The sequence below is a fragment of the Actinomadura sp. NPDC047616 genome, assembly GCF_040642915.1.
In the GTDB taxonomy this organism is placed as follows: Bacteria; Actinomycetota; Actinomycetes; order Streptosporangiales; family Streptosporangiaceae; genus Spirillospora; species Spirillospora miaoliensis.
Window position 1 is genome coordinate 248,526 of record NZ_JBEYTB010000002.1, and the last position, 21,661, is coordinate 270,186.

A 21,661-nucleotide genomic window follows, 5' to 3' on the forward strand; every position below is an offset into this window, starting at 1 on the left:
TCCTCGTGGCACGAGCATATTCCACCCCCCGGGGAGGCCGTCAGGTGACCAGGACCACCGGGACGCTGACCCGGTACGCGGCACTCGGCTGCCTCGGCTACGTGCTGGCCGGGCTCGGCGCGATCCTGCCCGAGCTGCGCGCCGAGCGTGACCTGCCGCGCGGCGAGGCCGCCCTCTACCCGTCGGGCTTCGCGCTGGGCCTGGTCGTGGTGGGGCTGGTCGGGCCCCGCCTGGTGCGGCGGCTCGGCGCGGCGGCGCTGCCGGTGTGCCTGGCGGCGCTGGCGGGCGGGTGCGCGCTGCTGGCGTTCGGCGGCGGCCGCGTCGACGGCGGCGCGGGCGCCGTGCTGCTGGGGCTGGGCGGCGCGGGGCTGGTGCAGATCGTGCCCGCCGAGCTGCGCGCCGCGCACGCCGACGGCGGCACGGTCGCGATCGGCGAGGCCAACGCGGTGTCCAGCGCGGCCTCGGTGCTCGCGCCCCTGGTGATCGGGTTCGTGCTCGGCCAGGGCCTGGGCTGGCGGGCCGGGTTCCTCGTCCCGCCGGTGGCCGTGGCCGCCGTCCTGCTGGTCGTGCTGGTGCCCGGGCGCGCACCGGCCGTCGTCCCACCGGACGGCGACGCCGGCGCCGGACGCGCGCCACGCGCCTTCCGCACTCTGTGGGTCGATCTGGTGCTGGCCGTGGCGGTCGAGTTCTGTGTGCTGTTCTGGGCGGCGGACTTCCTGCACACCGGCAAGGGCCTGCCGTCCGGGGGCGCGGCGGTCGCCTCCACGGGATTCGTGCTCGGCATGGCCGTGGGACGGGCGCTGGTCGCCCGCGCCATCCGGCTCGCGGGCGACGACCTGCGCCTGCTCTGCTCCGCCACCGCCCTGGCCACCGTGGGGTTCGCCGTGTTCTGGGCGGTGCCGGCGGCGTTCGCCGCCGTGGGCGGGCTGTTCGTCACCGGCCTCGGCGTGGCCCTGCTCTACCCGGTGACGCTGGGCCAGGCCCTGGCCGCCTGGCCCGAACGCCCCGTGCGCGCCGCCGCGCGCTGCGCGCTGGCCTCGGGTGTCGCGGTCGGCGCGGGCCCGCCGCTGCTGGGCTCGCTCGCCGACCTGTCCGGGATGCGCGCCGCGTTCCTGCTCGCGCCGACACTGCTCCTGGTGCTGCTGACCCGGTGCGTCCTGCGGCTGGTGTCGCGGAACGCGGCGAGCCGTTCCGAACCGGCGTGAGCGCCGTGCGGCGGGAATCTTCCCCCGATTTCACCGGGTTTTCCGTTGAGCGGAAAAGCGGGCTTCGCGGTCGTGGCCCTGAGCACAATGCTGGAGCAGCATGACCCTCACCCGACAGCTGCTGATCGCAGGCAAGGACGTGCCCGCCCGCTCGGGCCGCACGACGCGGGACGTCGCCCCCTACACGGGCGAGACGTACGCGACCGTGGCGGCCGCCGGGCCCGAGGACGTGACGCTCGCCGTCGACGCCGCGCAGGCCGCGTTCGAGGACTGGGCCGCGGTCACCCCCTTCGCCCGCCGGGCGATCTTCCTCAGGGCCGCCGACCTGCTGGAGGAGCGCGGCGAGCAGGCCGCCGACCTGATGGCCGGCGAGGTGGGCGGCACCCGGCCGTGGGCGCACTTCAACGTCGCGCTGGCCGCCGGCATCCTGCGCGAGGCCGCCGCCGCGATCACCGCACCGCGCGGCGAGGTGCTGTCGGCGCAGGAGGAGGGCGCGCTCGGGCTGGCGGTGCGCGAGCCGGTCGGCGTGGTCGCCGCGTTCTCCCCGTGGAACGCCCCCATCATCCTGGGCGTGCGGGCGGTGGCGGCGGCGCTGGCGGCGGGCAACGCGGTGGTGCTCAAGCCCAGTGAGGACGCCCCGCTGGCCTGCGGATACTTCGTGGCCGACGTGCTGCGCGACGCCGGGCTGCCGGACGGGGCGCTCAACGTGGTCAGCAACGACCCGGCCGACGCCGCCGCGGTCGCCGACGCGCTCATCGCCGACCCGCGGGTGCGCGCGGTCAACTTCACCGGTTCGACGAACGTGGGCCGGATCATCGGCGAGAAGGCGGCCCGTCACCTCAAGCCCGCGGTGCTGGAGCTGGGCGGCAAGAACGCCATCATCGTGCTGGACGACGCCGACGTGGACTACGCCGTCGACGCCGCCGCGTTCGGGGTGTTCATGAACGCCGGGCAGATCTGCATGTCCGGCGACCGGGTGCTGGTGCACGAGTCGCTGGCCGAGGAGTTCACCGCCAGGTTCACCGCGAAGGTGGCGGGGCTGCCGTCCGGCACCCCCGCCGACCCCACCACCGTCATCGGCCCGCTGATCTCGGCGGACGCGGCGCGCCGCGTGGCGGCCCTGGTCCGCGACGCGGTCGGCAAGGGCGCCCGGGTGCTGACCGGCGGCGGCGAGCCGGACGGCGCGGTGCACCCGGCGACCGTGCTGACCGACGTGCCCAAGGACGCCGACCTGTACTACGCCGAGGCGTTCGGCCCGGTCTGCGTGGTCGACACCTTCGCCACCGACGACGAGGCCGTGGCGCTGGCCAACGACACCGACAACGGCCTCACCGCCGGCATCATCACCGAGAACGCCACGCACGGGCTGAGGGTGGCCCGGCGCATCCACACCGGCATCGTGCACGTCAACGACCAGTCGGTGGCCGACGAGCCGCAGGCCCCGTTCGGCGGGTTCAAGGCGTCCGGGTACGGGCGGTTCGGCGGACGGTGGGGCATCGAGGCGTTCACCAACACCCGCTGGGTCACGGTCGCCACGCAGCACGCCCACTACCCGTTCTGACCCCCGTTCGCGAGCGGCCGCGGCCTTTCAGGGAAGGCGGCGGTCCGGCGCCGTTCGCGGCCCAGGCGCCCCCGTGGCCCGGGCCGCGCGCGGGTCACTCCCTCAGCGGGAAGGGCAGGGCGGGGATCCAGGTCCGCCACGCCTTCTCCAGCCGCCCGTCGGCGATCACCGCCGCGAGCGCGCCGTCGATCCGCCGCAGCGTGTCGGGACGGTCCTTGGCGACGGCCACGCCCCACCGGTTGCCGGTCGGCACGGTGAACGCGACCTCGAAGGCTGGGTCGGCGCCGAGCGGGGCGAACACCACGTCGTCGTCGACGACGGCGTCGACCTCGCCGCGGCGCAGCGCGTCCAGCATGTCGCCGAACACGTCGTCGGTGCCGCCGTCGAACGGCACGGTGACCGCGCCGGGGAACGTCTCGGCCAGCGCCATGTTCGTGCTCCCGGCGATCGCGGCGACCCGGCGCCCCCGCAGGTCGCCGGGGGCCGTCACGCCCGCGCCGCGCCGCGTCAGCACCGACTCGTCGAAGACCGCGTACGGGCGGGTGAAGTCGACATGGCGGCGCCGCCGCTCGGTGATGCCCTGGCCGCACCAGATGCCGTCCACCTCGTGGGCCTGGACGGCGGGGACCATCTCGGCCCACGGCAGGAACGCCCACTCCAGCGGGCGGCCCAGCACCGCGGCGACCAGCGCGGCGGCGTCCGGTTCGTAGCCCTGCCGCGTCACGCCGTCGGGGCTGCGCGTGAACAGCGGCGGCGCGTGCGCGTCGATGCAGGCCAGGCGCAGCGGCTCGGCGGCGGTCACGGCAGCGCCTCGGTGTACATGTCGCGCTCCCAGTCGGTGACGGCGCCGCAGAACCGCGCCCACTCGTCGTGCTTGAGCGCCAGGTACAGCTCGGCCATCTCCTCCGGCATGCTGGAGCGGACGACCTCGTCGGCGGCGAAGGCGTTCAGGGCGTCGCCGAGGGTGAGCGGCAGCGGCCCGAACTTCGAGACCGAGGCGTCGGTGCTGTCGCCCGAGTGCGGTTCGCCCGGGTCGATGCCGTTGTCGAGGCCGTCCTGGATCGCGGCGATCAGGGCGGCGTGCGACAGGTACGGGTTGACGCTGGCGTCGGGCAGCTTGCACTCCAGCCGCCCGTTGGCCGACAGCCGCACCGTGCAGGTCTTGTTGTCCATCCCCCAGTTGATCTGGGCGGGCGCGAACTGCCCCACGTCCCAGTACCGCTTGTAGGAGTTGACGGTGGGCCCCATCAGCGCCATCGATCCCGCGGCGTGGGCGAGGACGCCGCCCAGGACGTGCCGTCCCGTCTCGGTGAGGTGCAGCTCGCGGACGGCCGGGTCGGCGAGCACGTTCTCCTCGCCGCGCCACACGCTGAAGTTGTGGTGGCAGCCGTTGCCCATCATCCCGGTGAACGGCTTGGGCATGAAGCTGGCGGTGACGCCCAGCTCGCGCGCCACCTGGCGGCAGATCTGCCGGTAGGTGACCAGCCGGTCGGCGGTGCGGTCGGCGTGGTCGAAGTTCCAGTTCAGCTCCAGCTGGCCCGGGTCCTCGTAGTCGCCCTCCACCATGTCGAAGCCGAGCTGCTGGGCGTACCGGATGACCCGCTGGTAGATCGGGCGCATCAGCTCCAGGCAGTCGGCGTGGTAGGACGGGCTGGACCCTGGCCGCACCCGCACCTTCAGGCCCTCCCCCAGCCAGCTCATCTCCGGTTCGCAGCCGGTGCGCAGGTGCAGGCCCGTCCGCTCGGTGAACGCGGCGTGCACGCGCTTGAGGTTGCCGCGCGCGTCGTGCGCAAGGTGGCGTCCGCCGACCTCGGGCAGGTGCTCGGGCTCGTACACCTGGCAGAAGAACCGGGCGACCGTGCGGTCCCAGGGCAGCACGGCGAAGGTGTCCAGGTCGGGCAGCGCGGTGAACTCGGGCGCCTGCGTCCCGCCGCCGAGCAGGGCGCCCTCGCGGGTGACCTGCAGGTCGGCGACGGCGGTGCGGTGCATGTTCACGCCGCGTTCCAGGTTGCGGTGCAGGTGCCGGGCGGGGACGACCTTGCCGAGCACCCGCCCGGTCAGCGAGACGGTCTGGTAGTAGACGAACTCCACCCCGGTCTGCTGGATCTGGCCGACGATCTCGCGTACCGCCGCCTCGTCGGCGTTGCGCTCGCGGTGCTCGTCCAGCGGAGTGATCCCCGTCGCCGCCGGCTCCTGCGGGACGTCGGAATCGTGGGTCACGGGCATCTGTGCGGATCTCCTCAGGGGGCGGGCGTGAAGGTGACGGGCAGCTCGATCGGGCCGGTGTTGCCGCTGCGCGGCATCCACCGCGCCCCGTCGCCGGGACGCGGGTCGCGCATGCGGCGCGCCAGCAGCGGCAGGGCCTGGCTCATGTCGCAGCGGGCGACCAGGTGGCCAAGGCAGTAGTGGATGCCGCCGCCGAACCCGAAATGCGGGGGGCGTTCGGCGGTGATGTCGAACCGGTCGCCGTCCGGGACGGCGCGCGGGTCGGTGCCGGACGACTCGGTGAACAGGTGCAGGGTGGTGCCCGCGGCGATGTCCAGGCCCTGGAAGGTGAAGTCCTCCAGCGCCTCCCGGGTCACCCACGTGGTGGTGGGGTTGACCCGCATGACCTCCTCCACGGCCGCGCCGCCCAGCTCGGGACGCTCGGCCAGCAGCCGCCACTGCGCGGGATGGTCCATGAAGGTCTGCATGGCCAGGCCGAGCTGGTTGCGCGTCGTGTCGTACCCGCCGAAGATCAGCAGGACGAGGGAGTCGCGCAGCTCGGTCTCGGTGAGCCGGTCCTCGTCGTCGCGGGCCCGCAGCAGCGCGGTGACGAAGTCGTCGTGGGGGTCGTGGCGGCGCTTGGCGACGACCTCGTCCACGTAGCCGTAGAGCCGGTCCAGCGCGGCCTCGATCGCGGGCAGGTCGTCGCGGATGGTGACGTTCATGGCCAGCCCGATCGTGCCCGAGTCGCGGGCGATGACCGGCCACTCCTCCTCCGGCAGCCCCAGCATGATCGCGATGACGCGGGCGGCGTAGGGGGAGGCGAACTCGGACACGAACTCGCAGCGGTCCGGTTCCGCGAACCCGTCGACCAGCTCGGCGGCCAGGGCCTGGAAGCGCGGCACCAGCCCGTCGACGAGCCGGCGGGAGAACGCGGGGTTCAGCAGGCGGCGCAGCCGGTGGTGGTCCTGGCCCTCCTTGTTGAGCACCCAGTTCGACCACCAGTCGGCGAACGGGCCGCTGGTGATGCCGTGGTGCGCGGGCCACCGCACGCTGCCCTGCCGCAGCTTGGGATGGCGCAGCAGCTCGCGGGTCTCCTCGTAGCGCAGCACGGCGATGCCGTAGCTGGTCTCGGCGTACCAGTCCCGCTCACGCGCCTGCCGCACCAGTTCGGACTGCACGGAGAACGACGGGTCGGCGATGTCGAAGTACACCGGGGCACCCCCTTTCAGGTTGAGGCCGTCCGCGGACGCGGATCGACGGCGGCTGTCGCGGTGGCGGGGACGGCGTCGCCCGCGGGCGCGTCGCCGCGTCCGTAGTGGCGGGTCAGCGCCATGTAGGCCAGGCCCACGGAGACGACGACCGCACCGGACAGCGCGACGATCCAGTTGTCGTACCAGGGCGCGTCGGGGGTGCGCGGCCAGGCCATGTTGACCATCGCCGACACCCCGTACACCAGCGCGGCCGCGTTCACCGCCAGGCCCCACCGGCCGAGCGTGAACGGCCCGGCCGGACGCCAGCCCTTCAGCCGGGCCCGCAGCGCCGCCAGCACCACCATCTGGAAGGCGAGGTAGATGCCCAGCGACGCGAACGAGATGATCTTCGTCAGGGCGTCCGCGGACAGCTTGGAGCCCAGCACCACCAGCGCGGGCACCACGCCCGCCACCAGCAGCGCGTACGGCGGCACGTGCCGGGTGGCCGACACCCGCCGCAGCACGCCGCTGCCTGCGATCATGTCGTCCCGGGCGTATGCGTACAGCAGGCGGGACGCGGCTGCCTGCAGGCTCATCGCGCAGGACACGAACGAGATCAGCACGATGCCGAGCACGACCTTCGTCCCGGCCGACCCGAACGCGGCGGTCAGCGAGGTGGTGACCGGGTCGGGGTCGGCGCCGGAGATCACCGCGCCGACGTCGGCGACCGACAGCACCAGCGCCAGCGCGACGAACGTGGCCGCGGCCCCGCCGACGTAGATCGTCATGCGCATCGCCCGGGGGATGCGGCGCGCCGGGTCGCGGACCTCCTCGGCGACGTCGCCGCACGCCTCGAACCCGTAGTACTGGAACACCCCGATGAGCCCGGCCGCCAGGAAGGCCGCCGCGTACGAGCCGCCGCCCGCCGCGCCGAAGTCGTCGAACAGCGCGCCGAGGCCGTGGTGCCGCTCGGTGAGCAGCAGCCAGCCGCCGACCGCCAGCGCGCCGACCAGCTCGGCGGTGAACCCGATAATGGCGGCGCGGGCCAGGGTGCGGGTGCCGGAGAAGTTGATGACGGTGGCGATCACCAGGATCACCAGCGCGCAGGCGATCGTGTTGTTCGCGGTCGGCCGCACGCCCAGCAGCGAGGCGGCGTACGGCCCGGCGCCGTAGGCGACGCTGGCGATGGTGACCAGCAGCGCGATCAGGTAGACCCAGCCGCTCAGCCACGCCCAGCGGCGGCCCCACAGGCGGCGCGCCCACGGGTACAGGCCGCCGCTGACCGGGTACTGGGAGACGATCTCGCCGAACACCAGCGCGACCAGCAGCTGGCCGAGCCCGGCGACCAGGAAGCTCCAGATCATCGGGGGGCCGCCGGTGGCCAGCGAGAACGCGAACAGCGCGTACACGCCCACCACGGGCGACAGGTAGGTGAAACCGAGCGAGAAGTTGGCCCACAGGCTCATGTCGCGGCGGAAGCGCGACGTGTAGCCGAGGGCGGCCAGGCGGGCGTCGTCGTCGGACGCCGGGGGTCGGGACGCCGAGGGGTTCGGCGCCGAGGGGTCGGATGTCGGGGGTTCGAAGGTGGGGGATTCGGAGGTGGGGGGTCGGTGCGGAACTGCGTCACTGGGGGATGTGGAGGACACGGCAGACTCTCCCTCATGGGAAGGCGGCGGCCGAGCTGTAGGGCCGGACGAGACACCCCGCCGCGGGGTACGCGGCGGAGAACGGGGCGGCTGGATCGGCGGAACGGATCCCGGTGCGGCGCCTGTCCTGGGAAGCTGACGTCGGCTGATGCCCTGCAGTAGCATCTGCCGAAAACTTACGGGACCAGATGTTTGTTGACAAGGGGCCGCCGCCATGCCCGCGCCGGACGCGTCCGCGATCACCCGGCTCGCCGTGTTCACGCCGCTGGACAGCCTGGGCCGGGCCGAGCTGATCACGCGGCGGCTGGCCGACGCGATCTGTCTCGGGCTGCTGGCCGACGGCGAGCAGCTGCCCAGCGAGGCCGACCTGGCCGACCAGCTCGGCGTGGCCATCGCCACGGTCCGCGAGGCGCTCGGCGAGCTGCGCCGCCAGGGGCTGATCGTCACCCGCCGCGGCCGGGGCGGCGGCAGCTTCGTGCGCGGGCCGTCGCCCCGCGAGACCGCGACCCACCGGCGCGAACGGCTGCGCGAGCTGTCCGTGGAGGACCTGCGCGACCTCGGCGACCACTACGCCTCGCTGGCCGCCGGCGCCGCCCTGCTGGCCGCCGACCGCGCCTCACCCGAGGACGTGCGGCGCCTGACGGACGCCGCCGAGGCGTTCGCCGCCGCCGAGGACCCCGACCGGCGGCACCGCACCGACGGCCGCTTCCACGTCGAGGTGGCCGCGGCGGCCCACTCGGCCCGGCTGACCCGCGCCGAGATCGCCATGCAGACCGAGATCGGCCCGCTGCTGTGGCTGCCGGGCGCCGACGCCGCCGTCGGCGGCCGGATGGCCGAGCAGCACCACCGGATCGCCGGGGCGATCGGGGCGGGCGAGGGCGAGCACGCCGCGCGGCTGGCCCGCGAACACGTGACCGAGGCCATCGAGCGGCTCATCGAGCTGCACCTCAACCTGATGGGACGGTGAGAGCGGTGACGCAGGCATCGGCGCAGGCGCTGGCGCGGGCAGCCGCCGCGAGCCGGCGGGTCGGCGACGTCTTCGACGCGGTGCTGGACGCGGTGGAGGGCTTGGGCGCCCGCGCCGCGGCGCTGATCCGCGCGGCCGACCGGCCCGACCGCAGAACCGTGGCGCCGCTGCGCGAGGACGCGGTGGCGCTGATCGCACGGCACGCGGTGCTGGTGAGCGGGTCCGGGTTCGTCGCCGCGCCCGACGTGCTGGCGGACGCGCCGATGTGGCTGGAATGGTGGCAGACGACCGGGGATTCCGACGTGCCCGAACGCCTGGTCGTCGAGCTGGACCCGGCCCGCCCCGGGTTCTACGACTACACGCGGCACGGCTGGTTCACGGTGCCGCGCGACACCGGCCGCGCCCACGTGCACGGCCCGTACGTCGACTACTACGGAACCGACCAGTACATCCTCACGATGTCCACGCCCGTGCTCGACGGGGCGCGGTTCCTGGGCATCACCGGCGCGGACCTGTTCGTGCGCCGCCTGGAGGGCTCGGTGCTGCCGCTGATGCCGCCCGGCGCCGTGCTGGTCAACGCGCAGGGGCGGATCATCGTGTCCAAGTCGGCCCGCCACGTGACCGGCGCCCTGCTGCGCGGCCTCGCGCCGGAGGCCGTCCGGGAGGCCGGAGGAGGCGAGGTCGCCGAGGACGGCGAGCGCCTGCTGGCCCGCTGCGGCCGGCTGCCCTTCTTCCTGGTGACGATTCCCTGACCTCGCCCGGATTGGCGGCAATTGCCGCATTATCCGGATATAAACGGCGCCATCCACGAAAGTTGCAGCGACCATTTCGGCGCCATTTTTCTTGATCATTATTTGCGCGCCGGATTTTCCAGGCCGAAATCGCATCATCTCCCTTCCCGTGCGCGATGAATTCGCTACTGTATGTCGCCCATCGGCCCCCGTGTGTGGAGGATGCCCATGTCCGGCCCGCCGCATCAGCACCCCGGAGGTATCGCGACGGATACCGCGACGGGCACCGCGACCGCGGTGCAGCCGTGGCTGCTGGTGCTGCCCACGGCCGCGATGGCGCTGCTCGCGTGGGTGACGGCGGTGCTGCTGGTGGTGGCCGACCCGTCGGCCACCGGCACCCGGGTGGTGCTGGCCATGGCGGGCACGGGCACCGTCGTGCTGCTGGCCGCGACCGTGTACGGGGCCCGCGACGCCGCGCGCCGCGTCCGGCAGCGGGTGGACGCGCTGCGCGCGCTGAGCGCCCACGGCCGAGCCGACCTGCGGGCGCTGATGACCCGGCTGGAGAACGGCGAACGCCCCACGCCGCGCCGCGTGGCCCCGCCGCCCGCCGAGGCCGCCGACGCCGACCCGTTCACGCTGCTCGCGCTGGACCTGCACCGGGAACGGCACGCGGCGCGCGAGGCGGTCGTGCGGGCGGCGAGCCTGACGTCCGGCACCGGGGCCGACCGGCAGGTGGAGGTGTTCGTCAACGTGGCGCGGCGGATGCAGTCGCTGGTGCACCGCGAGATCGGGCTGCTGGACGAGCTGGAGGCCCGGGTGGAGGACCCCGAGCTGCTCAAGGGCCTGTTCACCGTCGACCACCTGGCCACCCGGATGCGCCGCCAGTCCGAGAGCCTGGCGGTGCTCGGCGGCGCGTCGTCCCGGCGGCAGTGGACCCGTCCGGTGGACATGTACGAGGTGCTGCGCTCGTCGGTCGCCGAGGTGGAGCAGTACCCGCGGGTCAAGGTCGTGCCGCCGGTGCTGGGGGCGCTGCGCGGCGACGCGGTCGCCGACGTGATCCACCTGGTGGCCGAGCTGATCGAGAACGCCACCCGGTTCTCCCCGCCGCACACCCACGTGCTGCTGCGCACCGAGCGGGTCACCGCCGGGCTGGCGGTCGAGGTGGAGGACCGCGGCCTCGGCATGGCGGCCGCCGAGCAGCGCCGGATGAACGAGCTGCTGGCCGACCCCGACCGGGTCAGCGTCGACGAGCTGCTGCGCGACGGCCGCATCGGCCTGTTCGTGGTCGCCGCGCTGGCCCGCCGGCACGGGGTGCGGGTGCGGCTGCGCAGCAACGTCTTCGGCGGCACCCAGGCCGTCGCCGTCCTGCCGAACGAGCTGGTCGCCTCGGCGCCGCGCGAGACCCCGGCGGCGATTCCGGCCCCGGCCCCGACACCCACCCCGGCACCGGCCCCGCCGGCGGGCGCGCCGGGCGCGCCCCCGGCCCCGGCGCCCGCCGCGCGTCCGGTGGAGCCGCGGTACTCCTCGCCGACGCGCGAGACGGCGCGCGAGGTCCCGGCCGTCCCCGTCGCGCACGCGGGCGGTCCGGGTGCGGAGACGGCGTCCGGCGGTGCTGGCGCGGCGCCGCCGGACGTCCCGCACCGGCCTTCCGCCGCCGATTCCGCCTCCCCGGCCCCTCCCGTCGATCACGCCGAGCGGCCGCCGCTGCCCGCGCGCGAGGCGCAGACGCATCTGGCGCCGCAGCTGCGCGAGGCGCCCGCGCCGAGGCGCGAGGAGGACGGGCCGCTGCACTCCCCCGGCCTCATGGCGGCGTTCCGCGGCGGCGTCAGGCGCGCCGAACGGGAGGACGGCGGCCACGACCCCGGCGTCCCCGCCGGCCCTCCCGGCACGCCCAGCTGACCGTCCCGCCGAAGCGTGCGTCCCACGCGGCAAAGGAGTGTCCTTCCATCATGGTGAGCGCTGTGCCCCCGAGCCAGGGATCGGATCTGACCTGGCTGCTGAGCGATCTGGTCCAGCGGGTGCGCCACACCCGCAGCGCCGTGCTGCTGTCGTCCGACGGGCTGACCAGGGCCGCGCACGGGCTGGACCAGGACGGCGCCGAGCGGATGGCGGCCATCGCCTCCGGGCTGATCTCGCTGGCCCGCAGCGCCGGCGCCGAGTTCGGCGGCGGCGACCTGGTGCGCCAGGTGGTGGCCGAACTGGAGGAGGCGCTGCTGTTCGTCTCCTCGGCCGGGTTCGGCTCGGTGCTGGCGGTGCTGGCCGGCCGGGAGGCGGACGCGGGCGTCCTCGGCTACGAGATGGCCCAGCTGATCAAGAGCGTCCGCCCGTTCCTGGCCACCCCGGCGCGGGAGACGGCCGCGGGCGCCGCGCGTCCCCCGGTCCGGTGACCCATGGCCGTCTCGGGGCAGGAGCCGTGGCTGGACGGCGACGCCGGGCGGCTGGTGCGCCCGTACCAGGTGAGCGGCGGGCGCACCCGTCCCGCCCATCCGCTGGACCTGCTGTCGCTGGTGAAGGCGACCGGGCGGGAGGCGGCGCCGCGGCACGGCCCCGAGCACGCCCGGATCCTGGAGCTGTGCCGCCGCGCGCCGGTCCCGGTGGCCGAGCTCGCCGCGCACCTGCGGCTGCCGGTGGCGGTGGCGAAGGTGCTGGTGGCCGACCTGATCGACCACGGCGCCGTGCAGACCCGGCATCCGGGCGCGGCGGCCGATCCGTCCGACCCCATCGTCTTGGAGGCGCTTCTCGATGGCCTGCGGCAACGCCTGTGACGACGAGTTCCCCGCGGCGGTCAAGGTGCTGGTCGCCGGCGGGTTCGGCGTGGGCAAGACGACCTTCATCGGCGCGGTCAGCGAGATCACCCCGCTGAGCACCGAGGAGCTGATCACCGCGGCGAGCGTCGGCACCGACAGCCTGGCGGGCGTGGCCGGCAAGTCCACCACCACGGTGGCGTTCGACTTCGGCCGCATCACCGTGGACGCGCGGCACGTGCTGTACCTCTTCGGCACGCCCGGGCAGGAGCGGTTCTGGTTCCTGTGGAACGAGCTGTCCAACGGCGCGCTGGGCGCGGTGGTGCTGGTGGACACCCGGCGGCTGACCGCCTCGTTCGAGGCGGTGGACTTCTTCGAGCGCCGCGGCATCCCGTTCCTGGTCGCGATCAACGAGTTCGAGGGGGCGTTCCGCTACGACCCCGAGGAGGTGCGGTCGGCGCTGCGCCTCGGCCCGGACGTGCCGGTGGTGCCGTGCGACGCCCGTGTCGCGCGTTCGGCCACGTCGGTGCTGGTGGCGCTGGTGCGTCACCTGCTCGCCCGCGCGCTGTCGTCCCGTCCCGTCTAGTCCGATCCCCCCGATGTGCGAGGAGCCCCCTGCCATGTTCTACGAACGACTGCTGACGCCCGTCGACGAGGAGGCGCCGCGCCGTGTGCTGCGGCTGCGCGAGCTTCGGCTCGGTGACGTGCCCGACCCCGAGTTCGACGCGTTCGCCCACGACCTGGCCCGGGTCACCGGCGCCCCGTTCGCGATGGTCAACTTCATCGACGAGCGGCGCCAGTTCTTCGCCGGGCTGTACGTGGCGCCCGACGCCGAGGCGGTGTCGGCGGTCGGCGAGCCGATCGAGGTGGGCCGGGAGATGGCCCGCGACCACGGCTGGTGCCCGCACGTGGTCGTCCGGCGGCTGCCGCTGGTGCTGGACGACGTGTGCGACTACCCGCGGTTCGCCGGGAACCCGGTGGTCGACACGATCGGCATCCGCTCGTACATGGGCGCGCCGCTGATCGACCGTTCCGGGGTCGCGCTCGGCACGATCTGCGTGGTGGACCGGGAGCCGCGGCCGTGGGGCCGTCCCGGGCTGGAGCTGATCAAGGCGCGGGCTGCGGAGATGGTGAAGCTGATCCACCGTCGCGAGGACCTGGCCACCGGCTGATCCCGGCGCCGCCCGCGCCGGCGGGCGCTCAGGCGAGGGCGTCGGCGTCCTGCGGGGCGGCGAAGCGGCGCGACCACTGCCCCTTGGCCGTGCCGAGCGCCACCTCGCCGAGCCGCAGCAGCTGCACCTCGGACGTCCCGGCGGGCGCGAAGATGTGGAAGGCGTCGCGCAGGTACCGTTCGACGGGCCGGTCGGTGAACAACCCGCACGCGGCGTGCACCTCCATCGCGTCGCGGGCACTGTCGATGGCGTGCTCGACGTTGACGAGCTTGGCGTTCATCAGCTCGGCGTCGCACGGCTCGCCCCGGTCCAGCAGATGGACGGCGTGGTAGGCGGCGACCCGGGCGGTCATCAGCCGCGACTGCATCCGTCCCAGCTTCAGCTTGACGGACGGCAGCTCGGCCAGCGGCCTGCCGTAGCGGTGCCGGCGGGCGGTGAACGCGCCGGTGTCCTCGACGACGGCGCGGTGGATGCCCAGGGACACCGCGGTCAGGTTGGGACGCCCGTACAGAACGCTGGAGGAGTACGCCACGTGCAGGCCGTCGCCCTCGGCGCCGAGCCGGTTGGCGGCCGGGACGCGGCAGCCGTCGAAGCGCAGCTCGCCGAAGCCGAAGCCGTGCAGGCCCATGGCGGGACGGTGCGGGCCGACGGTCAGCCCGGGCCGGTCGGCCTCCACCAGGAACGCCGACAGCCCGTCCGAGCCGGGTCCGGTGCGCACCACCACGCCGTGCAGGTCGCCGACGTGGCTGTTGCCGACGTACACCTTGCGGCCGTTGAGGACGTAGTCGTCGCCGTCGCGGACGGCGCTGGAGGTCATGCCGAGGACGTGGCCGCCGGACTCCGGTTCGGTCACCGCGATGGTGGGCAGGCACTCACCCGCCGCGATCGCCGGCAGCCAGGTCTTCTTCTGCTCCTCGCTGCCGAAGTGCACGATCTTGGCCACGCCCAGCTGGGAGGCCTGCACCATGGCGCCCATGGCGGCGCTGACCCGCGACAGCTCCTCGATGATGATGGTCTTGGCGAGGTGCCCCTGACCCATGCCGCCGTAGCGGCGGGTGATCGTCGCGCCGATCCAGCCCTGCCGGGCGATCAGCCGGGCGAGGCGGTGCTGGACGGTACGGGACTCCTCCATCTCCGGGACGCGGGGCCGCACCTCGGCCTCCGCGAACTCCCTGACCTGCCGCCGTAGCCGCTCGTGACGCTCCGTGGTGAACGGAGTCACCATGCGGATCTCCTCACCGTCGTCTGAGCCCCCGAATTTGGACGCCCCAGACTATACAGCTACGCACAGTGACTGCTATGTCACATAAGCCTGACTGCGTGGGAGTTGCAGATTGGCGGCGCCGACAGAGCCCCCAGGCCGGGGACGCGCGCCGTTCCGCGCGGGGCGGCGCCGGCCGCCCCGCGCGACGCGCGTCACACGCGCTGGACCGCGACGGTGACCGGGTCGCCGTCGCCGACCTCGCCGGTGTGGACGGCGGAGTCCGGGAGGCCGCCGAAGCCCAGCTTCTCGGCGAGGGTCTCGCGCGCGATGAACTCGCCGTGCGCCTCCACGGCGGCGGCCACGTCGGGCGAGCCGTCGACGGCGACGGTGATCCGGTCGGAGACGTGCAGGCCGAGCTCGCGCCGGGCGGTCTGGATGACGCGCACCAGGTCGCGGGCCAGGCCCTCGACGCGCAGTTCGGGGGTGACCTCGGTGTCCAGGACGACCACGCCGTCGCTGATCAGGGCGGCCTGGCCGGAGTCGCGCGGCACCAGGCGCGTCTCGTACTCGCCCTCCTCCAGCACGACGCCCCCGGCGACGATCCGGCCGTCGCGCTCCTGCCAGTCGCCGCTCTTGACAGCGCGGATGACCTTCTGGGTGTCCTTGCCCAGGCGGGGGCCGAGCACGCGGGGCAGCACGGTCAGCACGCGCTCGGCGTGCCCGGCGGCGTCGTCGCTCAGCTCCACGCTCTTGACGTTCACCTCGTCGGCGACCAGGTCCAGGTACGGGCGCAGCGTGTCGGCGTCGGCCGCGGCGACCGTCAGGCTGCGCAGCGGCAGCCGGACCCGCACGTCGGCGGCCTTGCGCAGCGACAGCGTGGCCGAGCACACCTCGCGGGCGCGGTCCATGCCGCCGGCGAGCGCGTCGTCGGACGGGAAGACGTCCGCGTCCGGCCAGTCGGTCAGGTGCACCGACTCGCCGCCGGTCAGGCCGCGCCACGCCTTCTCGGCGGTCAGCGGCAGCAGCGGCGCCGCCACCCGGAACAGCGTCTCCAGCACCGTGTAGAGGGTGTCGAACGCGTCGGCGTCGCCGTCCCAGAACCGGGCGCGGGACCGGCGCACGTACCAGTTGGTCAGCGTGTCCAGGAACTGGCGGACGCGCTGGCAGGCGGCGCCGAGCGCGTAGCCGTCCAGGTCGGCGCGGACGTCGCGCACCAGCCGCCCGGTCTTGACGAGGATGTAGCGGTCCAGGACGTGCTCGGAGTCGGTGCGGAACCGCGCCTCGTACGGGGTGGCGTTGGCGTACAGGGCGAAGAAGTGCCAGGCGTTCCACATCGGCTTGATCACCTGGCGGACGGCGTCGCGGATGCCCGCCTCGGTCACCGGCATGTCCCCGCCCGACACCACCGGCGAGCTGAGCAGGAACCAGCGCATGGCGTCGGCGCCGTACCGGTCGAACATCTCGTAGACGTCCGGGTAGTTGCGCAGCTTCTTGGACATCTTGCGGCCGTCCTCGCCGAGGAGGATGCCGTGCGCCAGGCAGGTGCGGAACGCGGGCCGGTCGAACAGGGCCGTGGCCAGCACGTGCAGGTAGTAGAACCAGGCGCGGGTCTGGCCCTGGTACTCGACGATGAAGTCGCCCGGGTAGTGGTCGTCGAACCACTCGCCGTTCTCGAAGGGGTAGTGCACCTGCGCGAACGGCATGGAGCCCGACTCGAACCAGCAGTCCAGCACCGCCGGGACGCGGCGCATCATCGACCTGCCGGTGGGGTCGTCGGGGTTGGGCCGCACCAGCTCGTCGACGGTGGGCCGGTGCAGGTCGGCGGGGCGCACGCCGAAGTCGCGCTCGATCTCGTCCAGCGACCCGTACACGTCGACGCGCGGGTAGTTCGGGTCGTCGGACTTCCAGACCGGGATGGGCGAGCCCCAGAACCGGTTGCGGCTGATCGACCAGTCCCTGGCGCCCTCCAGCCACTTGCCGAACGCGCCCTTCTTGACGTGCCCGGGCACCCAGTTGATCTCGTCGTTCAGCTCGACCATCCGGTCGCGGAACTTGGTGACGGCCACGAACCAGCTGGACATGGCCTTGTAGATCAGCGGGGTGTCGCAGCGCCAGCAGTGCGGGTAGGAGTGGGCGTAGGAGTCGTGCCGCAGCAGCGCGCCGCGGGCCCGCAGGTCGCGGACGATCTGCTTGTTGGCGTCGAAGATCTGCTGCCCGGCGTAGTCGGGCACCTGGGCGGTGAAGCGGGCGGCGTCGTCCACGGTGACCACGGTGGGGATGCCGGCGGCGTCACAGGCCCGCTGGTCGTCCTCGCCGAACGCGGGCGCCATGTGCACGATGCCGGTGCCGCTGTCGGTGGTGACGAAGTCGCCGGCGAGCACCTGGAAGGCGTTCTCGGTGCCCGCGAGGAAGTCGAACGGGGGCCGGTAGGCGCGGCCGACGAGGTCGGCGCCGCGCAGCCGGCGCACGACGTCCGGCTCGGCGCCCTCGGCGGCCAGCTCCTTGCGGTAGTTGCCGAGCAGGGCCTCGGCGATGACGTACTCCCTGCCCTCGTGGGCGACGACGGCGTAGTCGATGTCGGGTCCGACGGCGACGGCGAGGTTGCTGGGCAGCGTCCACGGGGTGGTGGTCCACACCAGCAGGGTCTCGCCGGTCTCCAGCTCGAAGCCGACCGTGACGGACGGGTCGACGCGTTCGCGGTAGGAGTCGTCCATGCCGGTCTCGGCGTTGGACAGCGGGGTCTCGCAGCGCCAGCAGTACGCCAGGACCTGGAAGCCCTCGTAGATCAGGCCCTTGTCGTGGAGGGTCTTGAACGCCCACATGACGCTTTCCATGAAGTCCAGGTTGAGCGTCTTGTAGTCGTTGGCGAAGTCGACCCAGCGGGCCTGGCGGGTCACATACCGTTCCCACTCCCCCACGTACCGCAGGACCGACTCGCGGCAGGCGTCGTTGAACCGCTTGACGCCCATCTCGAGGATCTCGGTCTTGGTGGTGATGCCGAGCTGCTTCTCGGCCTCGACCTCGGCGGGCAGGCCGTGGCAGTCCCAGCCGAAGCGGCGTTCCACGCGGCGGCCGATCATCGTGCGGTAGCGCGGGACGACGTCCTTGATGTACCCGGTCAGCAGGTGGCCGTAGTGGGGCAGCCCGTTGGCGAACGGCGGCCCGTCGTAGAACACGTACTCGTTGGAGCCGCTCTGCCCGGCCGGACGCGCGTCCACCGACCGGCGGAAGGTGTCGCCCTCGGCCCAGAGGTCGAGAATCTCGCGCTCGACCTGGGGAAAGGACGGGCTCCCCTCGACCGCGTTCCCTCGGCCGTCCCTGGGATACATGGACGTCACCCTCCTCACGGAATCGCCCGCCCCGCCGACGGCGGGCGGACACGAAAAGGACCGGCGCCGAGCCGGTCGAAACAGGAAAAAGGCGGGGGCCGAGGATGCCGGCGCCCCGTCTCCGGCCGCGTCACCGCACAGAGCACGGCCGATCACCCATGATAGCGAGGCTCCATGCCTGTCTGCGGGGGGAACGACCGGCGTCGGCCGGTACGCCCGGGCCGTACTCGGGAGACCGAATAGTGTGCGGGTATGGGCGATATCGCTGCCGCGCTGGAACGTGTCCTCCCCGCCGACCGGGTCGTCACCGACCCCGGGATCCTGGCGTCCTACGCCCACGACGAGGCCGCCTGGGCGCCCTACGAGACGCCCGCCGCGGTGGTGCGGCCGAGGGAGACCGCCGAGGTGGCGGCCGTGGTGGCGTGCTGCGCCGAGCACGGCGCGCCGGTGGTGCCGCGCGGGGCGGGCACCGGGCTGTCGGGCGGCGCCAACGCCGTCGCGGGCGGCGTGGTGATCTCGTTCGAGGCGATGAACCGGATCCTGCGGATCGACGCGAACGAGCGGCTGGCGGTGGTGCAGCCCGGCGTGGTCAACGACGACCTGCGCGCGGCGTGCGCGGAGCACGGGCTGTGGTACCCGCCGGACCCGGCCAGCTCCCCGTGGTCGACGATCGGCGGGAACGTCGCCACCAACGCGGGCGGGGTGTGCTGCGTGAAGTACGGCGTCACCCGTGACTACGTGCTGGCCCTGGAGGCGGTCATGGGCCGCGGCGAGGTGGTGCGGCTGGGCCGCCGCACCGCCAAGGGCGTGGCCGGGTACGACCTGGCCGGGCTGCTGGTCGGGTCGGAGGGCACGCTCGGCGTGATCACCGAGGTGACGGTGCGGCTGCGCGGCGCGCGGGCCGCCGAGCGCACCGTCGTCGGCTGCTTCGACGCGCTGACCGACGCGGGGCGGGCCGTCGCCGCCGTGACGTCCCGCGGGGTGGTGCCGAGCGCGCTGGAGCTGGTCGACCGGTACTGCCTGCGCGCCGTCGACGACTGGAAGCACATGGGGCTGGCCGACAACGGCGACGTGCTGCTGCTGGCGCGCTGCGACGCGCCGGGCGCGGCCGGGGACGAGGAGGCCGACGCCGTCCTGGCGTGCTTCGAGTCGGCGGGCGCCACGTGGAGCGCGCGGTCCACCGACCAGGCGGAGGCGGACGCGCTCTTCGCGGCGCGGCGCCTGGCCTACCCGGCGCTGGAGCGGCTCGGCCCGGTGCTGACCGAGGACGTCTGCGTGCCGCGCATGCTGGTGCCGGAGATGCTGGGCCGGATCGAGCGGATCGGCGCCGAGGAGGAGATCCGGATCGCCAACATCGCGCACGCCGGGGACGGCAACCTGCATCCGCTGATGATCGTCCCGGCGGGCGACGAGGCGGCGCGGACGCGGGCGCGGCGGGCGTTCGACCGGATCATCGACGCGGCGCTGGAGCTGGGCGGCACCGTCACCGGCGAGCACGGGGTGGGGCTGCTGAAGATGCGCGGGCTGGCCGCCGAGGCGGGTCCGGCGGTGCTGGCCCTGCACCGCGCCGTCAAGGACGCCCTCGACCCGGCCGGGATCTTCAACCCGGGCAAGGTGTTCGACTGAGGACGGCGCGGCCGCCCGCGCCGGTCCGGTGGCCGCCGGCCGCCCGCGGGTTTTGCATCGTTCGATCCAAAACGTGGTAGCGTGCCGGCATGGCGCGACCGAGACAGTTCGACGAGGACCGGGCGGTGGAGGCGGCGATGCGCGCCTTCTGGGCCGCCGGGTACGAGGCGACCTCCACCGAGGACCTGTGCGCGGCCACGGGCCTGGGCCGCAGCAGCGTCTACAACACCTTCCGCAGCAAGCGCGACCTGTTCGGCAGGGCCCTGCGCCGCTACGCCGAGGCCAAGGACGCCGACACGATGGAGGTGCTGGAGTCCGACCTGCCCACCAGGGAGAAGGTACGGACGCTGATGTGGCGGGCCGTCGAGCCCGACCCGGACGATCCGGCGGGCTGCCTGGTGGTCAACTCGCTCGTCGAGCTGGGCCCGCGCGACCCCGAGACCGCCGCGTGGCTGCGCCGCAACTACGACCTGCGCTTCGAGGCGCTGCGCGCGGCGATCGACCGGGGACGCCGCAGCGGTGAGATCGACCCCGGCAAGGACCCCGCCGCCCTGGCCCACTTCGTCATCGCCACCATCGGCGGGATGCGGGTGGCCGCGCGGGGCGGCGCCGGGCGCGACGTCCTGGAGGCGATCGCCCGCACCGCCCTGGACGCACTGTGACGCCCGGGCGGCCCTGACCGCCGCGAGCGCCGGGCGGCCGCCGTGCCGCCCTTTCTTTCACCCTCATATTGAACTGATCAATCCAAAACAGAAGGGACCCCCATGCCACCGGCCGTCTACGTCCTGGGCCTGGCGATCTTCGCCCAGGGCACCTCGGAGCTGATGCTCGCCGGGCTGCTGCCCGGCATGGCCGCCGACCTCGGCGTGTCCGTCCCGCAGGCGGGCCTGCTGATCTCGGCGTTCGCCGCCGGGATGCTGGTCGGCGCGCCGCTGCTGGCGGTGCTGACCCTGCGCTGGCCCCGCCGCGCCACCCTGCTGGCCTTCCTGGCGATCTTCGCGCTGACCCACGTGGCGGGAGCGCTGGCCCCCGGCTACTGGGCGCTGCTGGCGACCCGCGCGCTCGGCGCGTTCGTGTACGCCGGGTTCTGGGCCGTCGCCTCGGTCACGGCGGTGGGGCTGGTGGCGGAGAACGCGCGCGGCAAGGCGATGAGCGTCGTCGCGGGCGGGCTGACCGTCGCCACCATCGTCGGGCTGCCCGGCGGCACGCTCATCGGCCAGAATCTCGGCTGGCGGGCGGCGTTCTGGGCGGTGGCCGCACTGTCGGCGCTCGCCATGGCCGGGGTGCTGGCGACGCTGCCGGGCGGCCGTCCCGCCCCGGACGCCGTGCCCCGGCTGGGCGAGGAGCTGCGCGCCATGGCCAACCCGCGGCTCTGGCTCGCCTACGGCACGACCGCGCTGTCCACGGGAGCGCTGCTGGTGACGTTCAGCTACCTGGGCGCGATGCTCACCGACACCACCGGGCTGGCCGAACGCTGGGTGCCCGCCGTGCTGGTGCTGTACGGGGTCGGGTCGTTCCTCGGCATCGCCGTCGGCGGCCGCACGTCCGACCGGCACCCCTTCGGCACGCTGTACACGGGCGTCTCGGGGGCCGTCGTCGTCTCCGCGGCCCTGGCGCTGTCGCTGGGCACGCCCGCGCTGGCCGTTCCGCTGGTCTTCCTGCTGGGCGCGTTCGGCTTCGCCACCAACCCGGCGCTGAACACCCGGGTGTTCGCCCTGGCCGGCCGGGCGCCGACGCTGGCGGCCGCCACCAACTTCTCGGCGTTCAACGTCGGGATCACCGCGGGCCCCTGGCTGGGCGGCCTGGCGATCGGCGCGGGCGCGGGGTACCCGGCGGTCGGGTGGATCGGTGCCGGGCTGGGCGCCGTCGCGCTCGCCACGGTGGCGCTCGGCGCCGCCCTGAACCGCCGCTCCGCGGCCGTGCCCGCCGCGGCGGAGGCGCCGGTGAGTACCGCGGCGCCGACCACCTAGGTACTTGTACGGGGCTGGAACCCCGTCGTGCGGCGGATGCCCCCGCGCCCCCGTGTCACGCAGACTTCCCTTCCAGACGTTCACGGAATGCACCGACAGGATGGTGAT

18 protein-coding genes are annotated in these 21,661 nt (G+C 73.9%); 12 read left to right on the forward strand and 6 right to left on the reverse strand.

Annotation, left to right across the window (positions count from 1 at the left end; translation table 11 throughout):
• Positions 1-44: 44 nt before the first annotated feature.
• Positions 45-1,205 (forward strand): MFS transporter, encoded by a 1,161-nt coding sequence (locus ABZ801_RS05415; RefSeq protein WP_360693207.1) that lies wholly within the window; start codon positions 45-47, stop codon positions 1,203-1,205.
• Between the two features lie 100 nt (positions 1,206-1,305).
• The gene (locus ABZ801_RS05420; protein ID WP_344951765.1) at positions 1,306-2,766 is read left to right on the forward strand and encodes an aldehyde dehydrogenase family protein; all 1,461 of its coding nucleotides are present in this window, start codon (positions 1,306-1,308) and stop codon (positions 2,764-2,766) included.
• A 94-nt stretch (positions 2,767-2,860) separates the two neighbouring features.
• On the opposite strand, the gene ABZ801_RS05425 is transcribed toward ABZ801_RS05420, so the two are convergent.
• Genes ABZ801_RS05425 through ABZ801_RS05440 form a run of 4 tightly spaced genes read right to left on the reverse strand, consistent with a single transcriptional unit; the run spans position 2,861 to position 7,810 of the window.
• Positions 2,861-3,568, reverse strand: coding sequence for an ABC transporter substrate-binding protein (locus ABZ801_RS05425; protein WP_344951769.1), 708 nt, complete (start codon positions 3,566-3,568; stop codon positions 2,861-2,863).
• Positions 3,565-4,992 carry a glutamine synthetase family protein gene (locus ABZ801_RS05430; RefSeq protein WP_344951771.1) on the reverse strand — a complete coding sequence of 476 codons (1,428 nt, stop codon included), beginning with the start codon at positions 4,990-4,992 and terminating at the stop codon, positions 3,565-3,567. Before ABZ801_RS05430 ends, ABZ801_RS05425 begins: the two co-directional genes overlap by 4 nt.
• 14 nt (positions 4,993-5,006) lie before the next feature.
• Positions 5,007-6,185, reverse strand: a complete 1,179-nt coding sequence (locus tag ABZ801_RS05435) for a cytochrome P450 (protein ID WP_360693211.1) — start codon at positions 6,183-6,185, stop codon at positions 5,007-5,009.
• 14 nt (positions 6,186-6,199) lie between these two features.
• Positions 6,200-7,810 carry an APC family permease gene (locus ABZ801_RS05440; RefSeq protein WP_360693214.1) on the reverse strand — a complete coding sequence of 537 codons (1,611 nt, stop codon included), beginning with the start codon at positions 7,808-7,810 and terminating at the stop codon, positions 6,200-6,202.
• A gap of 214 nt (positions 7,811-8,024) precedes the next feature.
• Between ABZ801_RS05440 and ABZ801_RS05445 the strand changes: the two genes are divergently transcribed.
• The 7 genes from ABZ801_RS05445 to ABZ801_RS05475 all read left to right on the forward strand — a co-directional run bounded on the left by ABZ801_RS05445 (position 8,025) and on the right by ABZ801_RS05475 (position 13,424).
• A complete protein-coding gene (locus tag ABZ801_RS05445) occupies positions 8,025-8,777 on the forward strand; it encodes an FCD domain-containing protein (RefSeq protein ID WP_344951780.1) in 753 nt (250 codons plus the stop codon).
• A gap of 5 nt (positions 8,778-8,782) precedes the next feature.
• On the forward strand, positions 8,783-9,529 hold the full coding sequence (locus ABZ801_RS05450; protein ID WP_344951783.1) for a hypothetical protein: 747 nt from the start codon (positions 8,783-8,785) through the stop codon (positions 9,527-9,529).
• Positions 9,530-9,736: 207 nt separating this feature from the next.
• Positions 9,737-11,407, forward strand: a complete 1,671-nt coding sequence (locus ABZ801_RS05455; RefSeq protein WP_360693218.1) for an ATP-binding protein — start codon at positions 9,737-9,739, stop codon at positions 11,405-11,407.
• Between the two features lie 50 nt (positions 11,408-11,457).
• Positions 11,458-11,895, forward strand: coding sequence for a roadblock/LC7 domain-containing protein (locus tag ABZ801_RS05460; RefSeq protein WP_344951789.1), 438 nt, complete (start codon positions 11,458-11,460; stop codon positions 11,893-11,895).
• A gap of 3 nt (positions 11,896-11,898) precedes the next feature.
• Complete coding sequence (locus tag ABZ801_RS05465; RefSeq protein ID WP_344951791.1) at positions 11,899-12,273, forward strand: DUF742 domain-containing protein; 375 nt, start codon at positions 11,899-11,901, stop codon at positions 12,271-12,273.
• A complete protein-coding gene (locus tag ABZ801_RS05470; RefSeq protein WP_344951794.1) occupies positions 12,251-12,838 on the forward strand; it encodes an ATP/GTP-binding protein in 588 nt (195 codons plus the stop codon). Before ABZ801_RS05465 ends, ABZ801_RS05470 begins: the two co-directional genes overlap by 23 nt.
• A 34-nt stretch (positions 12,839-12,872) precedes the next feature.
• Positions 12,873-13,424, forward strand: coding sequence for a GAF domain-containing protein (locus tag ABZ801_RS05475; RefSeq protein ID WP_360693223.1), 552 nt, complete (start codon positions 12,873-12,875; stop codon positions 13,422-13,424).
• A gap of 28 nt (positions 13,425-13,452) precedes the next feature.
• Here ABZ801_RS05475 and ABZ801_RS05480 read toward each other — a convergent pair whose 3' ends face one another.
• Entirely contained in the window at positions 13,453-14,649 is a 1,197-nt protein-coding gene (locus tag ABZ801_RS05480) for an acyl-CoA dehydrogenase family protein (protein WP_360693226.1), read from the reverse strand.
• 191 nt (positions 14,650-14,840) lie between these two features.
• On the reverse strand, positions 14,841-17,957 hold the full coding sequence (ileS, locus tag ABZ801_RS05485) for an isoleucine--tRNA ligase (RefSeq protein ID WP_360693229.1): 3,117 nt from the start codon (positions 17,955-17,957) through the stop codon (positions 14,841-14,843).
• A 252-nt stretch (positions 17,958-18,209) separates the two neighbouring features.
• Here ileS and ABZ801_RS05490 point away from each other — a divergent pair, with 252 nt between their 5' ends.
• The 3 genes from ABZ801_RS05490 to ABZ801_RS05500 all read left to right on the forward strand — a co-directional run bounded on the left by ABZ801_RS05490 (position 18,210) and on the right by ABZ801_RS05500 (position 21,553).
• Positions 18,210-19,583 carry an FAD-linked oxidase C-terminal domain-containing protein gene (locus ABZ801_RS05490; protein ID WP_344951805.1) on the forward strand — a complete coding sequence of 458 codons (1,374 nt, stop codon included), beginning with the start codon at positions 18,210-18,212 and terminating at the stop codon, positions 19,581-19,583.
• Between the two features lie 89 nt (positions 19,584-19,672).
• A complete protein-coding gene (locus tag ABZ801_RS05495; RefSeq protein WP_360693232.1) occupies positions 19,673-20,245 on the forward strand; it encodes a TetR/AcrR family transcriptional regulator in 573 nt (190 codons plus the stop codon).
• Between the two features lie 102 nt (positions 20,246-20,347).
• Entirely contained in the window at positions 20,348-21,553 is a 1,206-nt protein-coding gene (locus ABZ801_RS05500) for a Cmx/CmrA family chloramphenicol efflux MFS transporter (RefSeq protein ID WP_360693235.1), read from the forward strand.
• Positions 21,554-21,661 lie beyond the last annotated feature (108 nt).